This window comes from Cutibacterium nasicola (assembly GCF_052654715.2).
Genome location: NZ_CP199745.2, coordinates 1744338 through 1762131 on the forward strand (window position 1 = coordinate 1744338; position 17794 = coordinate 1762131).

Sequence of the window (17794 nt, forward strand, 5' to 3'; positions counted from 1 at the left end):
GGTGAGGTGCTGTGCCTTCGTGTCCCCGAAGCCTTGCAGCTGTTGGTGACAAGGACCATCCGCGGCGTCGTGCAGGGCAATGCAGTTTACATTGTCCCGCGCGTCAATGACACCGTCGTCCTGAGCGCGACGACCCGGAAAGATGGCATGGTGGGGGTGCGTGCCGAGGGAGTCCATCAATTGCCACGCGATGCCCACCGCTTGGTGCCCGGAATCCTCGACTGCGAGATCTACGAGAAGACGGCCAAGTCCCGCCCGGGTTCCCCGACGACATGCCCATGATCGGACGGGTAGCGGCGGGCTCACCGTCTCGATGGGGTACTTTCGACACGGCATTCTTGTGGCCGCTATTGGCTCCATGATTGACGCAGATTTCATCTGCGACACCGAAAAGGACAATGACCCGGTCCTACTCACGGCAGTCAGCCCATTCCGATTCTGCAACCGGTAAGTAGCCATCATGACGACGAACAATGGTGAACACATGGCGACTAGCCATGTCGGTTGCACCACCACGATGATCAACGGAGATCCGTACGCCGACGACGGTAACGAGACGATTCTTGATCTGGTGAGTGCCCGTACCGGCAAGACGCTGAGAGCCGACGGGCGGACCGTCGATGGCTCTCCTCTGGAGATTACGATGGCCGTGAACAGGAGGGCAACGACGGACCCCGACGAGCCGCTGCGCATCGGTGGTCTGGAGTTGACACCCCGACTCATCATGGGCACCGGCGGTAGCACGAGCATGGTCACCCTCGAACGGGCCTTGGTGGCTTCGGGAACCCAACTGGCGACCGTAGCCATACGTCGAGTCGTCGCCGGGGCTCGTCAGTCGGTGTTTGAGATCCTGCAGCGGCACCGCATCACCGCCCTGGCCATGGAACTGGGGTGCGACGCGGTGCTCCTGGCGTCGGCAGTAACCCATGCCCACAATACCGGTGGGCACGGCCAAGGCAATGAGGATGGCCGAAGCGGCTGGACGGGCAGCTCGCAGGTCGGGACGCATCCCACCTCGGCGTCTAGCGCGAGGCAGCTCGCCCTTCGACGGTATTGTCACCGACGGGTACGTGACCCGAGAGAGGACGACAACCTGTGAGCGCTCCGAACCCGGTGGGCAACGCGGCATTATGTGCCGCCAGTGACCGCGATGCCGTAGGAGACTTGCCCCCTGAGACGTCGCTGACCAGCCGTGACCTAACCCGATACGACCGCCACATCGTCCTACCCGGATTCGGGCAAGATGCCCAACGGCGGCTACGAGATAGTCGGGTACTCGTCGCCGGAGCCGGAGGACTTGGCTCCCCGGTGCTGCTATACCTGTCCGCGGCTGGGGTCGGCCACCTCACAATCCTTGATGATGACGTCGTTGACGAGTCCAACCTGCAGCGTCAGGTGATCCACCGCCAAGCCGACGTGGGAAGGCCCAAAGCCGTTAGCGCCAAGGATGCGGCGCACCGATTGGACCCGCAGCTGGCGGTGGAGGCCGTCGTCGCCCGTTTGGGAACCGACAATGCGCTCGACCTAGTCAAGGATCACGACCTTGTCCTCGATTGCACGGACAATTTCACGACCCGCTACCTAGTCTCCGATGCTGCCGAGATTACCGGCACCCCGCTGGTCTGGGGAACGATTCTGCAGTACCAAGGACAGATATCGGTCTTCTGGCCTGGTCATGGACCGATGTTGCGTGACCTGTTTCCCGAAATTCCCGCTGCCGACTCAATACCGTCGGCCGCTGTCGGAGGCACATTCGGCCCGATCGTCGGTCAAGTGGGGTCAATGATGGCCGCCGAAGCCATCAAGGTGCTCACTGGGGTCGGGGCGCCCTCCGTGGGGAAGCTCGTCGTCGTCGACGCTCTCGACATGGGCGCCCGCACCCTCAGTTTCGCCCCAGAACCGGACCGAGAACCGGTGACGTGGCTTCCCCCGTCCGATCGGTGAGCCATCACCAATGATTTTGGTGCACTGTTCTGGCGTCTCGATACATTTGGGCGTTCCGACGAAGCGACTGCAGTACGGCGGTTTCCCCGCCTGATCGAGGGTGGGCCCGCGAATGGCGCTGGTTGGGCCAAAGACAGACAGCATGGTTGCCCCTGCTTTCCTGAGGGTTCGCGCCACACAACGACAAGTGGGTTTCCCCGAGGCGTCGTCATGGCCCACCCGTGCCCCAACTAGCTCTGGGTCAAGACACCGCTATAGCTAACAGCAGCAATGGAAAACCGTATCGGGCACCGGATGCGACGACCGCCGCGAGAGAAACACTCGTTGCAGCGTACTGCCGCATTGTGCAACAGCACAGTCAAACGCTACGACAGCTCTCGTACCAAACTCACTGACAAGGCAGTGGGAAACGCCCGCACGGCTCGGTGCCTCGATCCGACCGCCCCTCGCACGGCCTTAGCTTCGTGCCGAGCCTCGCTGGTCGGCAATCCGCGTCAGTTTCTTCGCCAGCTCCGTCGCATCGCCACCTTGTGCAGTGGCAAGACCAACGAGGAAGGCTGTAAGCGGCGCCCCCGGGCGTGACGGTCCGTGAGAGATGGCCGAGACCATATCGAGCAGGGGCTGCTCGGCATCTGTTAAAATGGTTGGGTCAACACTCAGCTCGTCGGCAGCGGTCTTCAACCATTCACGCATCCGGGCCATTTTCTCCGGGTTGTCGTCATGATGCGGCACGATTTCCTCCTGACATCTTATGGGCATCACACGTAGTAGCTCACCTGTTCTCGTCCTGGAGACACCCTATGACCCAACAACAACCCGAGGACGGGGCGCACATAACTAAAGCGTACTCCGCAGACTTGCGAGATGTGACGCACCGTCCCGCGTGTGGTGGGCATCAATGTCCCCCACCTGCAAGCTGGCTAAAGATGTGCCCGAGCACCGGACCGATCACGGCGAGGGTATCGCTCACCCCCCCGGTGGATCCCGGGGCATTGACGATGAGCGCCCCCTGACAGTCACGCGAAGTGACTCCCACCAGCCCGCGCGAAAGCCCCGCTACGGCGGAAGTATGACCGCCATTGGCTCGGATCTGTTCCGCCAACCCATCCAGACGTGCAACCAGCATTGGCTCAGTAGCTTCCGGGGTGAGGTCACGCGGCGATACCCCCGTTCCGCCAGTGGTGACGACAAGACGGCATCCATGCGCCAGCGCGTCCTTCAGGGCGCCACGCACCGAGTCGATGCCGTCGGGCACGACAACCACCGGTTCGGGGCGAAGCCAGCTGTAATCCAAGCCAGCGAGCAACGAAAGGGCCAAAGGGCCAGACCGATCCGTCGCTGCTCCCGAGGCGCAACGGTCCGAAACGGTGATAACACGGGCCTTGATCTCTTCCACGCGGGAAATACTATCGGGGACCTCACCAGCAGTACCGTTGACCAACCCCCAGTCGGCTGAGTGGAGCGCATACTCGCTGGAAAGCATGCCCCGAACGTTGCGCGGGGAGAGATTCTGTCATCGCCTGCAGGCCTGCCAGCAAGCCGAACATCAGCGACGCCAACAGAAGCTTCTTCATCACCTGGGAGTCACGTCAATGCCCAGCTTCTGGCCGAGCGCGGTCCTTCCGCGACGAGAGGCGCTCAACATCTGTTTCTCTGAGAGAAAGCGTCTCGCACACCTCGACCAACGTGAATGACCCAGGACGGGACAACAGACGGGGCAACAGACGAGTAAGGCTTCCGAGAACATGTCAACCGGAGGCTCAATCGGCGACATGGTTCCGCCACCATTCCAGGTCATCCGGGGTGTCGAGGTCACGACAGACTTCTGGGCTCACCGGCACATCGAGTAAATCCAAATTTCCCAGCACGCTGTGCACCGAGCGGTTGATGACCATGCCGGAAGCAACCATTGTTGCTTCCAACGATACTCGTCGATACACCCCCTGCAGGAGTTGACGACGAGGCTGCGGGGTTCCTCCGAAGACCACCGCCCCGGCGAGGTGGCTCACCGAGGTGTCATCCAAGGCACGGCACAGTTGCGGAATACACTTCCCAATCCCCGGGGAGTCCACTGCGCAGACGAGTACCAAGTCGCCCGGCCGAGCGGGAGGCAGAACCCGCAATCCTGCGCCGATCCCGGCCAGCGGCCCAGAGCCGGGCGGTTCCTCCATGGTGCGCAATACACGTCGAGGCAACCCGACCGATTCACGGGCAACGATGACGTCACAGCCTTCCGTCCCCTCACGGGCCCGATCTACTGCATCCATCACGACATCCAGTAGACGACGCCCCCCTACACGCAAATCGGCCTTCGATACCCCGCCCAGTCGGCGGGCACGTCCTCCAGCGAGGATGACGGCATCCAGACGATGATCGGTCATGTCATGATCATGCCTCACCACGGGCAGGCAACCTCAGAACAAGGACTTGTCAGGCGCTAGAAGATGAAAATCTGGTCTTGACAGGTCGCGGTCCTTGGCAAATGACGAGAGGGACCAGCTGCACATGAAGCCCATGAGGCCAACACCTCGTCGCTGAACGACACCTGGTTTCACTGGGCGAGTCTCCCGGTGAAGGTGACGTCATCGAGGTGGAAAGCTTTTGTCGGTTCCACAACCCGGTTGGCAGGTCTCCGAGCCTCATGTAACCCACACCAACGCGGTGCTTCCCAGGCACGTCATCACATCCCTCGTCGCCCGCCCCCAGCTCGCTAGTGCAACCTGGGCCATGTCGACCTTGGGACGCAGTGCCCGATAGCATCCCAGCACCGGTTTTCTCTGGTAAACTTCGTGCTAATTAACTGATCCCACGCGGAGGCACCGTGAGCACAAGTCCCTCCCGCCATCGCATCGAGAACTGGGACCCCGAGGAAAGCTGGGATTCCCGTATCGCATGGCGGACCTTGACCATTTCGACGTTCTCCATGGTCATCGCATTCTGTGTATGGTTCTTGGTGAGCGCCATCGCGCCCAAGCTCAATGCCATTGGGTTCCACCTGACGAAGTCGCAACTGTACTGGCTCACCGCGATGCCTGGGCTGTCGGGCGGACTCATTCGGCTGGTCTACATGTTCCTGCCCCCGGTGATTGGTACCCGCAGACTCGTGGGATACAGCTCGCTGCTCTACCTCATCCCCATGATGGGCTGGTTCTTCGCAGTGCAGGACCCCTCCACCGGATTCGGCACCCTGCTGCTGCTGTCATTCCTGTGCGGTATCGGTGGTGGCTCGTTCTCCGGTTACATGCCGTCAACGGGGTATTTCTTCCCCAAGCGCAAGCAAGGCACCGCACTGGGTGTGCAGGCTGGCATCGGCAACTTGGGCATGTCGGTTGTCCAACTGCTCGGTCCCTGGCTCATGGGGTTTGGACTGCTTGGCATCACGTGGATCTCTCCGCAGCACACGGCCAGCAGCCCCTTGTGGGTGCACAACGTCGCCATCGTCTTCGTGCCGTGGACAATCCTGGCAGGGATCCTGGCATTCACCATGCTCAAGGATGTTCCGGTCAAGGCGAACTTCCATCAGCAGATCGACATCTTCTCCAACACGGACACATGGATCATGACCCTCATGTACGTCATGACATTCGGTCTGTTCAGCGGGTTCAGTGCTCAGTTCGGACTGCTCATCAACAACACCTACGGGGACACCAGCAACCTGGCTGGACAATTCTCCAACCTACCGACCGGCGCCAGTTATGCCTTCCTCGGTCCGCTCATCGGGTCCTTGATCCGCGTCATCTGGGGACCACTGTGCGACCGATTCGGGGGAGCGGTATGGACCTTTGTCTCCGGCATCGGGATGGCGTTGACACTGGGGTTCTGCGCCTTCTTCCTCAACCCGACGAGTCCCGACCAGTTCGTCTGGTTCCTGTGGGGAATGCTCGCCATGTTCTTCTTCGCCGGAATCGGCAATGCCGGAACCTTCAAGCAAATGCCCATGATCATGCCTGCTCGACAAGCTGGCGGTGCCATCGGTTTCACCGCCGCCATCGGTTGCTTCGGACCATTCGTCATCGGAGTCGCCCTGTCATCAATGACAGCTGTCACCTGGTTCTGGATCTGCAGCGCTTTCTGCATTCTCTGTTCGATCATCTGTTGGATCCGTTACGCCCGCCCCGGTGCCCCCCATCCAGGCTGATGGTCCGGCCAGCCCCACCCAGACATCATGACTCGGTTGACGGAGGAGAACTTCCGATGACAACGCACGACGAACAACCCGACACCAATCGTCCACGTGGTTCAACATTGCTGAGGATGGGGACCTGGCTGCGTCGCGGAGTGACGTCGTCCGACACACGCCAGCTGTTCCTGGAAGGCGGGCGCGAGGCCGACACCTTCTACCGGAAGCGTTGGGCCCACGACAAGGTGGTTCGCTCCACCCACGGAGTGAACTGCACCGGGTCGTGTTCGTGGAAGATCTACGTCAAGGACGGCATCATCACCTGGGAGTCCCAGCAGACCGACTACCCGTCCACCGGCCCCGACATGCCCGACTATGAACCACGTGGTTGTCCTCGTGGAGCAGCATTCAGCTGGTACGAGTACTCTCCCACCCGCATCCGTCATCCCTACGTGCGTTCGGTCCTGCTCGACTTCTGGCGCGAGAAACTGGCTGAACTCGGCGATCCGGTTGACGCCTGGGCCGCCATCGTCGACGACCCTGAGTGTTCCCGAGCCTACAAGAGTGCCCGCGGCCATGGCGGTATGGTACGTGTGACATGGGAGGAAGCCACGCAAATCATCGCGGCGGCCTATGTGCACACCATCAAGGCCCACGGGCCCGACCGCATCGCCGGGTTCTCCGTCATCCCAGCCATGTCCATGGTGTCCTACGGTGCCGGCTCCCGGTTCACCGAACTGCTCGGTGGCACCATGCTGAGCTTCTACGACTGGTATGCCGACCTGCCCCCAGCCAGTCCCCAGGTGTTCGGGGACCAGACCGACGTGCCGGAGTCCAGCGACTGGTTCAACTCCCAGTACCTCATCATGTGGGGGTCCAACGTACCGGTGACCCGCACACCCGACGCCCACTTCATGACCGAGGCGCGCTATCACGGCCAGAAGGTCGTCGTCGTGAGCCCCGACTACGCCGACAACACGAAATTCGCCGACGAGTGGCTGCGCGTCGCCTCGGGCACCGACGGGGCACTGGCCATGGCCATGGGCCACGTCATCCTCTCGGAGTTCCACGTCGGTCGTCGGGAACCCATGTTCCTGGACTACATGCGCCGCTACACCGACGCAGCCTTCCTCGTCGAACTTGACGAGTACGACTCCACGACCTTCGTCCCCGGAAAGTTCCTCACCGCTGACAAGGTACAGCTCGACACCCGTCCGGAGCATCCGGAGTTCCGCCCGCTCGTCATGGAAGCCGATGGATCGCCCAAGGATCCCGGGGGTACCCTGGCCGATCGGTTCTCCACGTCCGGAGTCGGGCACTGGAACCTCGACATGGACGGTGTCGACCCGGTGACGACCATGATGGACACCAACTCCTGGCAGCCGGTGAAGATCTCCCTACCTCGCTTCGACCTGCCCTCCACCGCGGACCAGACGAGTCTGGGGGGCGGGACTGTGCACCGTGGTGTACCAGCCCGGAGGATCAACGGCCATCTCGTCACCACCGTCTACGACCTGTTGCTGGCCCAGTACGCCGTCCATCGTGAGGGGCTGCCCGGTCAGTGGCCCACCGGCTACGACGACCCGACCGTCCCTGGCACCCCGGCCTGGCAAGCCGAGCTCACCGGGGTCCCGGCAGCTGCCGCCGAACGGATCGGACGCGAGTTCGCCATCAACTCACTGCAGACCGGCGGACGATCCATGATCCTCATGGGTGCCGGTGTCAACCACTTCTACCATGCCGACGAGATCTACCGAACTCTCCTGGCGCTGACCAACATGTGCGCCACCCAAGGAGTCAACGGCGGCGGCTGGGCACACTACGTGGGTCAGGAGAAGGTGCGCCCGTTCACGGGATGGGCCAACTACGCCTTCGCCCTGGACTGGGCACGACCAGCCCGTCAGATGATCGCCACAGCTTGGTATTACCTCACCACCGACCAGTGGCGCTACGACGGGGCTCGAGCTGAGAGCATCGCCTCACCGCTGGGTGCCGGATCCCTTGCCGGACGTACCACAGCCGACTGCATGATTGACTCGGCCCGGCGAGGGTGGACACCAAGCTATCCCACCTTCACCCGCAACCCACTCGACCTGGCCGACGAGGCTGCCGCAGCCGGCATGAAACCAGCCGAGTACATCAGTGAGAGACTGGCGGACGGCACCTTGAGTTTCGCCTGTGAGGATCCCGACGCACCACAGAACCATCCACGTCTGTTGGCGAACTGGCGTACCAATCTGCTTGGTTCCAGCGCCAAGGGCACCGAGTTCTTCATGAAACACATGCTCGGTTGCGAGAACGACGTCGGTGCCACCGAACTGCCCGAGGACAGACGTCCCACCAGCATCCGCTGGCACGACGATGCCCCTGCCGGAAAACTCGATCTCATGTGGACAGCAGACTTCCGCAACACGTCCACCACATTGCACTCCGACGTCGTCCTACCGGCAGCCACCTGGTACGAGAAACACGACCTCTCGAGCACGGACATGCACCCCTACATCCACTCCTTCAATCCGGCAGTGGACCCACCGTGGGAGGCACGCACCGACTTCGAGACCTTCCGGACGCTCGCCCACCTCGTCTCACAGATGGCACGTACCCATCTGGGGACCCGTACCGACGTCGTCGCAGCCCCGCTCATGCACGACACACCCGACGAGATGACCACCCCAGCCGGCACCGTGAAATGTGACGAAGGCGACGACAAGCAGTGGACACCCGGTGTGACGATGCCCAAACTCATCACCGTCGAGCGTGACTACACCCAGGTAGGGGCCAAGTTCGACACCTTTGGGCCGCTCACCGACAAGTTGGGCATGACGACAAAGGGCGTGACTTTCCACCCCGACAAGGAGGTTGCCAAACTGGCACGACGCCACGGCGTGGCCGACACCGGCCCCGGCGCCGGACGTCCACTCCTCGACACCGCCATCAAGGCCTGCGACACGATCCTGGCCACATCAGGTACCACAAACGGTCGTCTGGCCACCACTGGGTTCGAGCAGCTGGAGGCGCGTACCGGAACCACGATGGCCGACCTGTCAGCCGGATCCCAGGACCGTAGGATAACCTTCTCCGACACCGTCACCCAACCACAACCAGTCATCACGTCACCGGAGTGGTCAGGCTCCGAACATGGTGGACGCCGTTACTCGGCCTTCGTCATCAACATGGAACGACACAAGCCTTGGCACACCCTCACCGGGCGGATGCACTACTACCTGGACCACGACTGGATGCGTGACATAGGTGAGAACCTACCAATCTACCGACCTCCACTCGACGTTGCCCACATCTACGACGAACCACCGGTCGGACACCTGGGCACCGACTCCGACGGTGCCGCCGTGGTGTCGGTGCGTTACATGACCCCGCACAACAAATGGGGCATCCACTCCCAGTACTACGACAACCTGCACATGCTCACCCTGGCCCGTGGTGGCCAGACGATCTGGATGTCGCCGAAGGACGCCGAGAAGATCGGGGTGACCGACAACGACTGGGTGGAAGCCTACAATCGCAACGGCACGGTGGATGCCCGGGCCATCGTCAGCCACCGAATCCCCGAGGGAACGGTGTTCATGTACCACGGTCAGGAACGCACCGTGAACACCCCACTCAGTGAACGGTCCGGCAAGCGTGGCGGCACCCACAACTCACTCACCAGAATCATGCTCAAACCCAGCCACTTCATCGGCGGGTACGCCCAGCTCAGCTACGCCTTCAACTACTACGGCCCCACCGGGAACCAACGTGACGAGGTGACGCTCATTCGGCGTCGCGACCAGGAGGTGACGTTCTGATGAAGGTCATGGCACAGATCGCGATGGTCATGAACCTTGACAAGTGCATCGGCTGCCACACCTGCTCGGTGACCTGCAAGCAGGCCTGGACCAATCGCGAGGGCACCGAGTACATGTGGTTCAACAACGTCGAGACCCGCCCGGGAGTCGGATATCCACGCGGCTGGGAGAACCAAGATCGGTGGAAGGGGGGATGGCGACGCACTCGTACCGGCAGGTTGGTACCACGTCAGGGTGGACGCATGGCAACCTTGGGCAAGATCTTTGCCAATCCCAATCTTCCCGGTGTCAACGACTACTACGAACCCTGGACCTACGAGTACGACAAGTTGTTGTCGACACCGTCGTCACCACACGTTCCCACCGCCCGGGCCACATCTGCCCTGACCGGTGAGTACCGGAACACCATCGACTGGGGCCCGAACTGGGACGACGACCTTGGCGGATCCATGGAGATTCTCGACCAGGACCCGGTGCTGCACCAGATGAACCTCACGGTGCGCAAATCCATCGAAGACTCGTTCATGTTCTACCTACCACGCATCTGCGAGCACTGCCTCAACCCGACCTGCGTGTCGTCGTGCCCATCGGGAGCGATCTACAAGCGCGCCGAGGATGGAATCGTCCTCGTCGACCAGGACCGTTGCCGCGGCTGGCGCATGTGCGTGTCCGGCTGCCCGTACAAGAAGGTGTTCTTCAACCATCACACCGGCAAGGCCGAGAAATGCACACTGTGCTACCCACGTCTGGAGGCCGGACAGCCAACAGTGTGCTCGGAAACCTGCGTTGGACGACTGCGCTACCTGGGAGTGCTCCTCTACGACGCCGATCAAGTCACCCGGGTTGCATCCCAACCTGACCCACATACCCTGTATGCCGCCCAGAGAGAAATCCTCCTCAACCCCAACGACCCCGAGGTCATCACACAGGCCAGGGCCGACGGCGTCCCACACTCCTGGATCAAAGCAGCTCAAATGTCACCGGTGTGGCAGCTCATCAGCCGCTATCAGATTGCCCTGCCACTGCACCCGGAGTACCGCACCCTACCGATGGTCTGGTACGTGCCGCCGCTGTCGCCGGTCATCGACACCGTCACCGCCTCGGGAAACGACGGTGAGAACCACAAGGTGCTGCTGGCGGCAATCAGCCAGATGCGCATCCCCTTGGAATACCTCGCCGGGCTGTTCACCGCCGGGGACACCGCCCCGGTTGAGCTCTCGCTGCGTCGTCTTGCCACTATGCGCTCCTACATGCGCGACATCTTCCTGGGCGACGAAGGTGACGAGGCGATCCCCGCAACGGTCGGAATGACCGGCGCCGACATGCAGGACATGTACCGACTGCTGTCCATCGCCAAGTACGACGACCGCTATGTCATCCCCACGACCAGCACCAACCTGCCGAACGGGATCAGGGAGTTGGACGACTGCCCTGTGAGCCAGGTGCCCCGCTGCTCGACAGATCTGTGCACCGATGACACGGTCAGCATGTCGTCCCCGGCTTCTGCCCCACCTGGGACTCGTACCCTTCCTCTGGAGGTGATCTGAGATGGGCGTCTTCCTGGGGGCTGCACGCATGCCGACGAGGACGCACGTGGACTCCTCCCCCGTCCAACGTCGCATCGTGCAGATGGCGGTGAGTCTATTGCTGGACTACCCCGATGAACGACTGACCGACATCATCGCTGCCGTGCGTCACGAACGTGATCTCATGCCTGCTCAAATCAGCGAGGAGATCATGATCTTCTGCCGTACCGCCGAGGACTGGGGACTGCGCGCCCTCCAGGAGCACTACGTGGAGACTTTCGATCAGCGGCGACGCTGCGCTCTGTACCTCAGTTACTATTCCGCCGGTGACACCCGGGAAAGAGGAGCTGCGATCCTGGGGTTCCGCGAGGTGATGCGACGCAACGGATTTGAGATGACCAGTCCACATGAGCTTCCCGACTACCTTCCAGTAGTCTTGGAGTTCGCAGCTCGCGCTGATGACGGTGAAGAACTTCTCCGCGCCAACCGAGAGGGTCTGGAGGTCATCCGATCAGCACTGAGGTCGGCAATCAGCCCATATGCACATCTCCTGCAGGCATTGTGTCTCCTCCTGTCACCGTTGGACGAGCAGACCCTCGCCCGCTACCAGCGTCTCATCAGCCAAGGCCCACCCTTCGAGCTGGTGGGTCGTACTGCCTTGGACTCCACGACTGGGAGTAGACCATGAACACGGGATCCATGCTCACATGGCTGGTACTGCCCTACCTGTCCATCGTTCTGCTCATTGTGGGGATGATATGGCGATACCGTACTGACCAGTTCGGCTGGACGAGCCGGTCCAGCCAGTGGAACGAACCAGCCATCCTGCGCTGGTCGTCACCACTGTTCCATTTCGGCGTCCTCTTCGTCTTTCTGGGCCATGTGTTGGGGCTCGTGATACCGGCATCCTGGACCGCAGCCATCGGGATCACCGAAGATGGGTACCACGTCACGGCAACCGTTCTGGGCAGTCTGGCCGGAACGTGCGCCTTCGTGGGGCTTCTCGGCCTGTTGTACCGCAGGCTCGTCGTGGGATCCGTGAGAATGGCGACGACGCGAATGGACATCGTCACCTATGTGCTGCTCACCGTGGCAATGGTGATGGGATGCTGGGCTACGCTGCACCAGCAGGTGTTAGGTGGGGGATACGATTACCGACAGACGATCAGCCCTTGGTTCCGCTCCATCGCCTTGTTGCACCCTCAACCAGATTTGATGGCATCGGTACCGTTGGACTACAAAATGCATGTTCTGGCGGCGATGGTCCTGATCAGCGTGTGGCCATTCACCCGGCTCGTGCATGCTGTATCCGCACCGCTGGGCTACGTGACGAGACCATATGTCGTGTATCGCTCTCGAGGCGAGTAATTGGGGTCCGCCGGCCCCTGTGGAGTGGTGAGGCCGTGAACGTACAAGGACTCGACGACATCTTGTCTGCCATCGCGTCATTGACCCCGGCGCAACAAGCCGTTCTCAGTGCGGTGTCCAACCACTGCGGCCCGGTGGCGATCACCGATCTGGCCCGTGAGTGTGGACTGCACGTCAACACGATACGCGAACCACTCAACGTCTTGGTGTCGCTGAGGCTGGTGGAGCGGGAGCGCATGCCGGTGACCGGGCGAGGTCGCCCTTCTTGGGGATATGTGAATCGGACGTTGTCGGGGCCGGGCTCACCGGTGGACCTGCTGCGTCACCTTGCAAGATCGACGATCACGTGGATCCACAATTCCTGCGACGATCCCATCACCGCCGGGCTGGACCTGGGACGTCATCTGGAGGATGACGCCTTGGCCGCGGCCAAGGTGCCGGACCACGCCACCCTCGCAGCCTCCCCGCAGTTCAGCCTGGCAGCCCACATGACGAAGATCCGGATATTTCTCACCGCCTTCGGTTTTTCCGCAGAACCGCATCCGAGTCTCCCCACTGCCCTGGTACTACGCGCCTGCCCGTTCGTCGATCCTGGATACTCTGACCCGGTGGCGCTGGCGGTTCAGCGCGGGATGTTGCTGCGAGTGATGGAATGCACGGCGGGCAACCTGGCCACAGCCACGATACGTCAGGATGCGGACACCATGAACTGTGAACTCATCCTCAACGCCAATCATGTCGAGTAACGGCAACGGCCCTCAGCCCGGCACCTGCCCAGTGAATCTCATCAGCCCGGCGAGCTGAGCCGTGAAGGGGGTGCGAGGATCGTTCAGCAGCTGCTGAACCGTGCCATCCTCAACGACCCTACCACGCTCGAGCACCACCAGCCGGTCAGCCACCGAGGTTGTGTCCGCAACGTCGTGCGTGATGAGCAGCGTCGTCGTGCTGGTCTGCTCCAATCGGGAGCGCAGCTGCCTGCGGACCAGCATCTGCGTGTCGATGTCGAGGGCAGCGGTGGGTTCGTCGAGCACGAGGACGGCCGGGTCGACGGCCAAGGCACGGGCCAGGCCGACAAGCGCCGTCTGCCCGCCGGACAACTGACCGCCACGTCGTGCGGCAAGGTGGGCACACCCGAGCGCCTCCAATTGTCGAAGAGCGATGGCCCGTGACCTCATCCGGCCCTGTCCGTGACTACGTGGCCCATAGGCAACGTTGTCGAGCACGGACATGTGTCCGAAGACCCGCGCGTCCTGGGTGAGCAGGGCCACCCCACGACGTCCCGGTCGCAGCACACGGCCATTACCCGCGTCGACGATGCGCTCACCGATGCGCACCTGCCCGCCGTCGAGGGCGAGCAGCCCGGTGACGACCCCTGCGAGCGTGGATTTGCCTGCCCCATTGGGCCCCATGACGGCAACGACCTGACCGGGGTCAATGTCGAGCCTCACGTACCAGTCGCGGGCCAACATCTGGCCGTCGACATGAACTGAGGCCAGACCGGTGGAGGTCGATCCCGTGGTGGTGGAGTTGGAAGGATCGGACGACATCTGGAAGGAGTGGTCGTGGGCACGAACCGGGGGCCGTTCCTGGGCTGATGATCGCTGGATACGCTGACCGACCGCCCCACCCACTGCTGTACTGGAGACGGGCCCACGCGGCGGCGTGGAACGTCCACCAGGTGCCCGCTGGGTGAGTCCGACAACGACTGCACCGACGAGGACGAGGACGAGTCCCAGAGCCATGGCAGTGTCCGAATCGGTTTCCCGAGCCAAGTACACCTCCAGAGGCATCGTTCGGGTGACCCCTTGCAGGGATCCGGCGAAGGTGATCGTGGCGCCGAACTCACCCAAGCAGCGCGCTGCGGCCAGAGCCGCACCTCGGCCAAGGGCTGGGGCCACGGTGGGCAGCGTGATCGTCGTGAGGATCCGCCAGGATCCAGCTCCCAGCGCTGCTGCTGTCTGTTCCAGACCCCACGAGCGGGTTCGTACAGACGACTCGAGCGTGGTGACGAGGAATGGCAGTGAGACGAACACTTGTGCCATGACGACGGCTGCCGTGGAGAACGCGATGGTGATCCCCACTGCATGCAGGGAAGAACCGATCATGCCCCGTCTGCCGAAGGTGGCCAGTAGCGCCAAGCCTGCAACCACCGGCGGCAGGGAAAGTGGCAGCAGCACCAACACTCGCACCGCTGCCACACCGGGCCAGTCACGGGCAAGAAGCAGCGCGATCGGCACCCCCAGGATCAGATCGATGACGGTGGCTGCCACACAGGTGCGCATGCTCAGCCACAGGGCGTCCCGAGCCTCCGAGGAAGCCACGATCTGCGGGATGCGTGTCCACGGCACCCGGTTGCCCATTCCCACCAGGGGGAGAGCGAGGGCACAGATGCCCACCACTGCGATGACAGTGGTCCACACCGGCAGTGGGGTGGGGTCGAAAGAGCGCCATCCTGAGATCTTCCGCCCGGACCTGCCCACAGTCGGCCTCTCCTCAGCCAGCGTCGCCTCGACATGCTTGGCGTCCCCCGTCCCCTCACCCGACACGATCACCGCGCCGGGGAGAATCCGTCGTCTGTCAACACCTTCTGGGCCTCGTCAGACATGACATGGTCGATGAACTCGCTGGCCAAAGCCTCATGGGGAGCATTCGCTGCCACTGCGATCGGGTAGTGGTTGACGACCTCTCCCGCACGGTTGATCGGTACGATCTCCACCTTGTTGCCAGCTGCCTTGGCGTCCGTGCGGTAAACGATACCTGTGTCAGCCTGCCCGGACTCAACCTTGCCGCGCACATCAGTGACCTTCTGCTCCTCACTTACCGGAGCGAGGGTGACACCGAGTTTTCTGGCGAGGATCGACGTCGCGCTGCCACACGGCACCTCGGCTGCACAGACGACGAGATCGGCACCGACCAGGGAGGAGTCCAGCCCGGTCACCTTCGCCGGATTACCGGCTGGGGTGATGAGGGTGAGGACGTTGGTGGCGAACTCACGCGAGGGACCCACCAGTTCCTGATCGGATGCCTTGGTCATGCTCCTGGTGTCAGCGGTGGCCAGCACGTCGACCGGGGCCCCTTGAGCCAGCTGGGCGACAAGGTCCTGGGACCCTTCGAAGGAGAACTGCACGTCGACTCCCGGATGAGTCCTCTCGAACTGCTCACCAATCTTCTCATAGGATTTCGTGAGGGATGCGGCAGCGAAAACCGTCAATCTCGTCCTGTCCGCAGAAGGGTCGGACGAGGGGGAACCACCGCCGCACGCTGTCGTCGACACCGTCATGGCAGCTGCTGCGACACTGGCCAGGAAGGCGCGTACTCGAATCATGATGATCACCTGGTTCGTGGAAGTTGGAGGGACACATTGGTTGCCTTCACCTGAGCAACAGCAATCGAACCGACCTGCAGATCAAGCTCTCGTACGGCTTCGGTGGAGACGAGCGAGACGATGCGCAGATCACCGGTGACAAGTTCCACCTGACTCATCACGGCGTCGGAAGTGACGGCAGCGACGACACCTTGGATGTGATTGCGCATCGACTGCGCACGGGAGCCGTCGACCAGGCCGTGACGCTCCTGCTGCTGGTAGGCGAGGAAGGCCGCAAGGCTGGCGCCATTCACTCGTAATCGACCGCTCTCGTCCTTGGCAGCATGCACCTGCCCCTGATCGATCCAACGTCGCACCGTGTCGTCCGAGACACCCAGCAATGTCGCAACATCCGAGATTCGGTGCGAAGGCGCATGACAATTGGGTGGGTTCATGTCAGGGAACTCCATGTTCTTCACCACTCAATCCGTTTCTACGGTGGAAAACGGCTCTTTCTGTCTTACTTGAGAAGTAATTCTAGTGAAGCCATCCCACAATGTCAGCCGTCCTTGCGCACGACAGGACTGAACACACTTCGTCTGGGTACGCCTGCCGTATATCCTCATGTTCACAGCGATGCCGGATCGACACCAGACGCAGACCGGGAGGACGGTGAGCCGTGAGCCGAGTGACTGCCCCACCCACCACTCCCACCTCACGGCGCCTGTCTGACCGTTACGGACGAGTTGCCACCGACCTGCGTGTCTCGGTGACGGACCGGTGCAACCTACGTTGCACCTACTGCATGCCCGCCGAGGGCATGCACTGGTTGCCGGGAGCCAACATGCTCACCGACGATGAACTCATCCGTCTCATCCGCATCGGGGTGGAACGACTCGGCATCACCAAGGTGCGCTTCACCGGCGGAGAGCCTCTGCTGCGCCCCAGCCTGGAGCACCTCGTCCGTGCGACGGCAGCAATGCGCTGCGCAGATGACGCCCCACCGGTGACGGCGATGACGACAAATGGCATTGGCCTGCACCGACGCATCGCAGGGCTCGTTGACGCGGGGCTCAACCGGGTCAACATCTCCCTGGACACCGTTGATCCCCAACGGTTCGCTGTTGTATCACGGCGCAATCGACTGGGTGAGGTCATCGCCGGGATTGACGCCACCCTGACCGCAGGACTGCCAGTGAGGATCAACGCCGTCCCCCAGGCCGACTCGTACCGCACCGACGTCCCGCAGCTGCTGGAGTTCTGCCTGAACCGCGGCTTGGAGCTGAGATTCATCGAGTTCATGCCCATCGGTGCCCCGGGCTGGCGACGCGAGGTCACCGTGAGTGCCGACGACATCCTCGACACGGTACGAGCAGGGGGATTCACCCTGACCGCCGACGAGCTGCCCCGCGGCTCATCTCCCGCGCAGCGATGGCGAGTGACCGCCCCAGATGGACGCTCCGGCTGGCTGGGTGCCATTGCCTCGGTGACCAGACCATTCTGCGGTGACTGTTCCCGCACCAGGCTCACCGCGGACGGTCAGATTCGCAGCTGCCTGTTCGCGACCCATGAGGCGGACCTGCGTTCGGTGTTGCGTTCCGGTGGCGACGATGACGAGGTCATCAAGGTGTGGCAAGGTGAGATGTGGCGCAAGAATGCTCATCACGGTGTCGATGCTGGCGATTTCGCCGATTCCTCACGTCGAATGTCTGCCATAGGAGGGTGA

General features: G+C 62.3%; 14 protein-coding genes and 3 pseudogenes. 11 read left to right on the top strand and 6 right to left on the bottom strand.

Annotation, left to right across the window (positions count from 1 at the left end; translation table 11 throughout):
* The first annotated feature begins 6 nt into the window (after positions 1 to 6).
* The 4 genes and pseudogenes from ACUCCZ_RS08190 (at position 7) to ACUCCZ_RS08205 (ending at position 1944) form a co-directional block, all read left to right on the top strand.
* Positions 7 to 282, top strand: a complete 276-nt coding sequence (locus ACUCCZ_RS08190; protein ID WP_435917094.1) for a glycine oxidase ThiO — start codon at positions 7 to 9, stop codon at positions 280 to 282.
* 175 nt (positions 283 to 457) lie between these two features.
* A pseudogene (locus ACUCCZ_RS08195) lies at positions 458 to 655 on the top strand (sulfur carrier protein ThiS); the annotation flags it as partial.
* Positions 644 to 1099, top strand: a pseudogene (locus ACUCCZ_RS08200) (hypothetical protein). The pseudogenes ACUCCZ_RS08195 and ACUCCZ_RS08200, both read left to right, overlap by 12 nt.
* Positions 1096 to 1944: a HesA/MoeB/ThiF family protein gene (locus ACUCCZ_RS08205; RefSeq protein ID WP_435917095.1), complete on the top strand. Its 849-nt coding sequence runs from the start codon at positions 1096 to 1098 to the stop codon at positions 1942 to 1944. The pseudogene ACUCCZ_RS08200 and the gene ACUCCZ_RS08205 overlap by 4 nt, the downstream one beginning before the upstream one ends.
* 456 nt (positions 1945 to 2400) lie before the next feature.
* Here ACUCCZ_RS08205 and ACUCCZ_RS08210 read toward each other — a convergent pair whose 3' ends face one another.
* The 3 genes from ACUCCZ_RS08210 to mobA all read right to left on the bottom strand — a co-directional run bounded on the left by ACUCCZ_RS08210 (position 2401) and on the right by mobA (position 4343).
* A complete protein-coding gene (locus ACUCCZ_RS08210) occupies positions 2401 to 2703 on the bottom strand; it encodes a DUF6457 domain-containing protein (RefSeq protein WP_435917096.1) in 303 nt (100 codons plus the stop codon).
* Positions 2704 to 2839: 136 nt separating this feature from the next.
* Entirely contained in the window at positions 2840 to 3340 is a 501-nt protein-coding gene (locus tag ACUCCZ_RS08215; protein ID WP_435917367.1) for a MogA/MoaB family molybdenum cofactor biosynthesis protein, read from the bottom strand.
* A gap of 364 nt (positions 3341 to 3704) precedes the next feature.
* Positions 3705 to 4343, bottom strand: coding sequence for a molybdenum cofactor guanylyltransferase (mobA, locus tag ACUCCZ_RS08220; protein ID WP_435917097.1), 639 nt, complete (start codon positions 4341 to 4343; stop codon positions 3705 to 3707).
* A gap of 422 nt (positions 4344 to 4765) precedes the next feature.
* Here mobA and ACUCCZ_RS08225 point away from each other — a divergent pair, with 422 nt between their 5' ends.
* The 6 genes from ACUCCZ_RS08225 to ACUCCZ_RS08250 all read left to right on the top strand — a co-directional run bounded on the left by ACUCCZ_RS08225 (position 4766) and on the right by ACUCCZ_RS08250 (position 13510).
* Positions 4766 to 6082: a nitrate/nitrite transporter gene (locus ACUCCZ_RS08225; RefSeq protein ID WP_435917098.1), complete on the top strand. Its 1317-nt coding sequence runs from the start codon at positions 4766 to 4768 to the stop codon at positions 6080 to 6082.
* Positions 6083 to 6138: 56 nt separating this feature from the next.
* Positions 6139 to 9870 (top strand): nitrate reductase subunit alpha, encoded by a 3732-nt coding sequence (locus ACUCCZ_RS08230; RefSeq protein ID WP_435917099.1) that lies wholly within the window; start codon positions 6139 to 6141, stop codon positions 9868 to 9870.
* Positions 9870 to 11417 (top strand): nitrate reductase subunit beta, encoded by a 1548-nt coding sequence (narH, locus tag ACUCCZ_RS08235; RefSeq protein WP_435917100.1) that lies wholly within the window; start codon positions 9870 to 9872, stop codon positions 11415 to 11417. Before ACUCCZ_RS08230 ends, narH begins: the two co-directional genes overlap by 1 nt.
* Positions 11418 to 11499: 82 nt before the next feature.
* Positions 11500 to 12084, top strand: a complete 585-nt coding sequence (narJ, locus tag ACUCCZ_RS08240; protein WP_435917368.1) for a nitrate reductase molybdenum cofactor assembly chaperone — start codon at positions 11500 to 11502, stop codon at positions 12082 to 12084.
* Positions 12081 to 12764 carry a respiratory nitrate reductase subunit gamma gene (gene narI / locus ACUCCZ_RS08245; protein ID WP_435917101.1) on the top strand — a complete coding sequence of 228 codons (684 nt, stop codon included), beginning with the start codon at positions 12081 to 12083 and terminating at the stop codon, positions 12762 to 12764. The genes narJ and narI overlap by 4 nt, the downstream gene beginning before the upstream one ends.
* Positions 12765 to 12898: 134 nt before the next feature.
* On the top strand, positions 12899 to 13510 hold the full coding sequence (locus ACUCCZ_RS08250) for a helix-turn-helix domain-containing protein (protein WP_435917369.1): 612 nt from the start codon (positions 12899 to 12901) through the stop codon (positions 13508 to 13510).
* 12 nt (positions 13511 to 13522) lie between these two features.
* Here ACUCCZ_RS08250 and ACUCCZ_RS08255 read toward each other — a convergent pair whose 3' ends face one another.
* The 3 genes from ACUCCZ_RS08255 to ACUCCZ_RS08265 all read right to left on the bottom strand — a co-directional run bounded on the left by ACUCCZ_RS08255 (position 13523) and on the right by ACUCCZ_RS08265 (position 16523).
* Positions 13523 to 15190: an ATP-binding cassette domain-containing protein gene (locus ACUCCZ_RS08255; RefSeq protein ID WP_435917370.1), complete on the bottom strand. Its 1668-nt coding sequence runs from the start codon at positions 15188 to 15190 to the stop codon at positions 13523 to 13525.
* Between the two features lie 122 nt (positions 15191 to 15312).
* Entirely contained in the window at positions 15313 to 16098 is a 786-nt protein-coding gene (gene modA, locus ACUCCZ_RS08260; protein WP_435917102.1) for a molybdate ABC transporter substrate-binding protein, read from the bottom strand.
* The gene (locus ACUCCZ_RS08265; protein ID WP_323459898.1) at positions 16095 to 16523 is read right to left on the bottom strand and encodes a TOBE domain-containing protein; all 429 of its coding nucleotides are present in this window, start codon (positions 16521 to 16523) and stop codon (positions 16095 to 16097) included. Before ACUCCZ_RS08265 ends, modA begins: the two co-directional genes overlap by 4 nt.
* A 144-nt stretch (positions 16524 to 16667) precedes the next feature.
* Between ACUCCZ_RS08265 and moaA the strand changes: the two are divergent.
* Positions 16668 to 17794, top strand: a pseudogene (gene moaA, locus ACUCCZ_RS08270) (GTP 3',8-cyclase MoaA).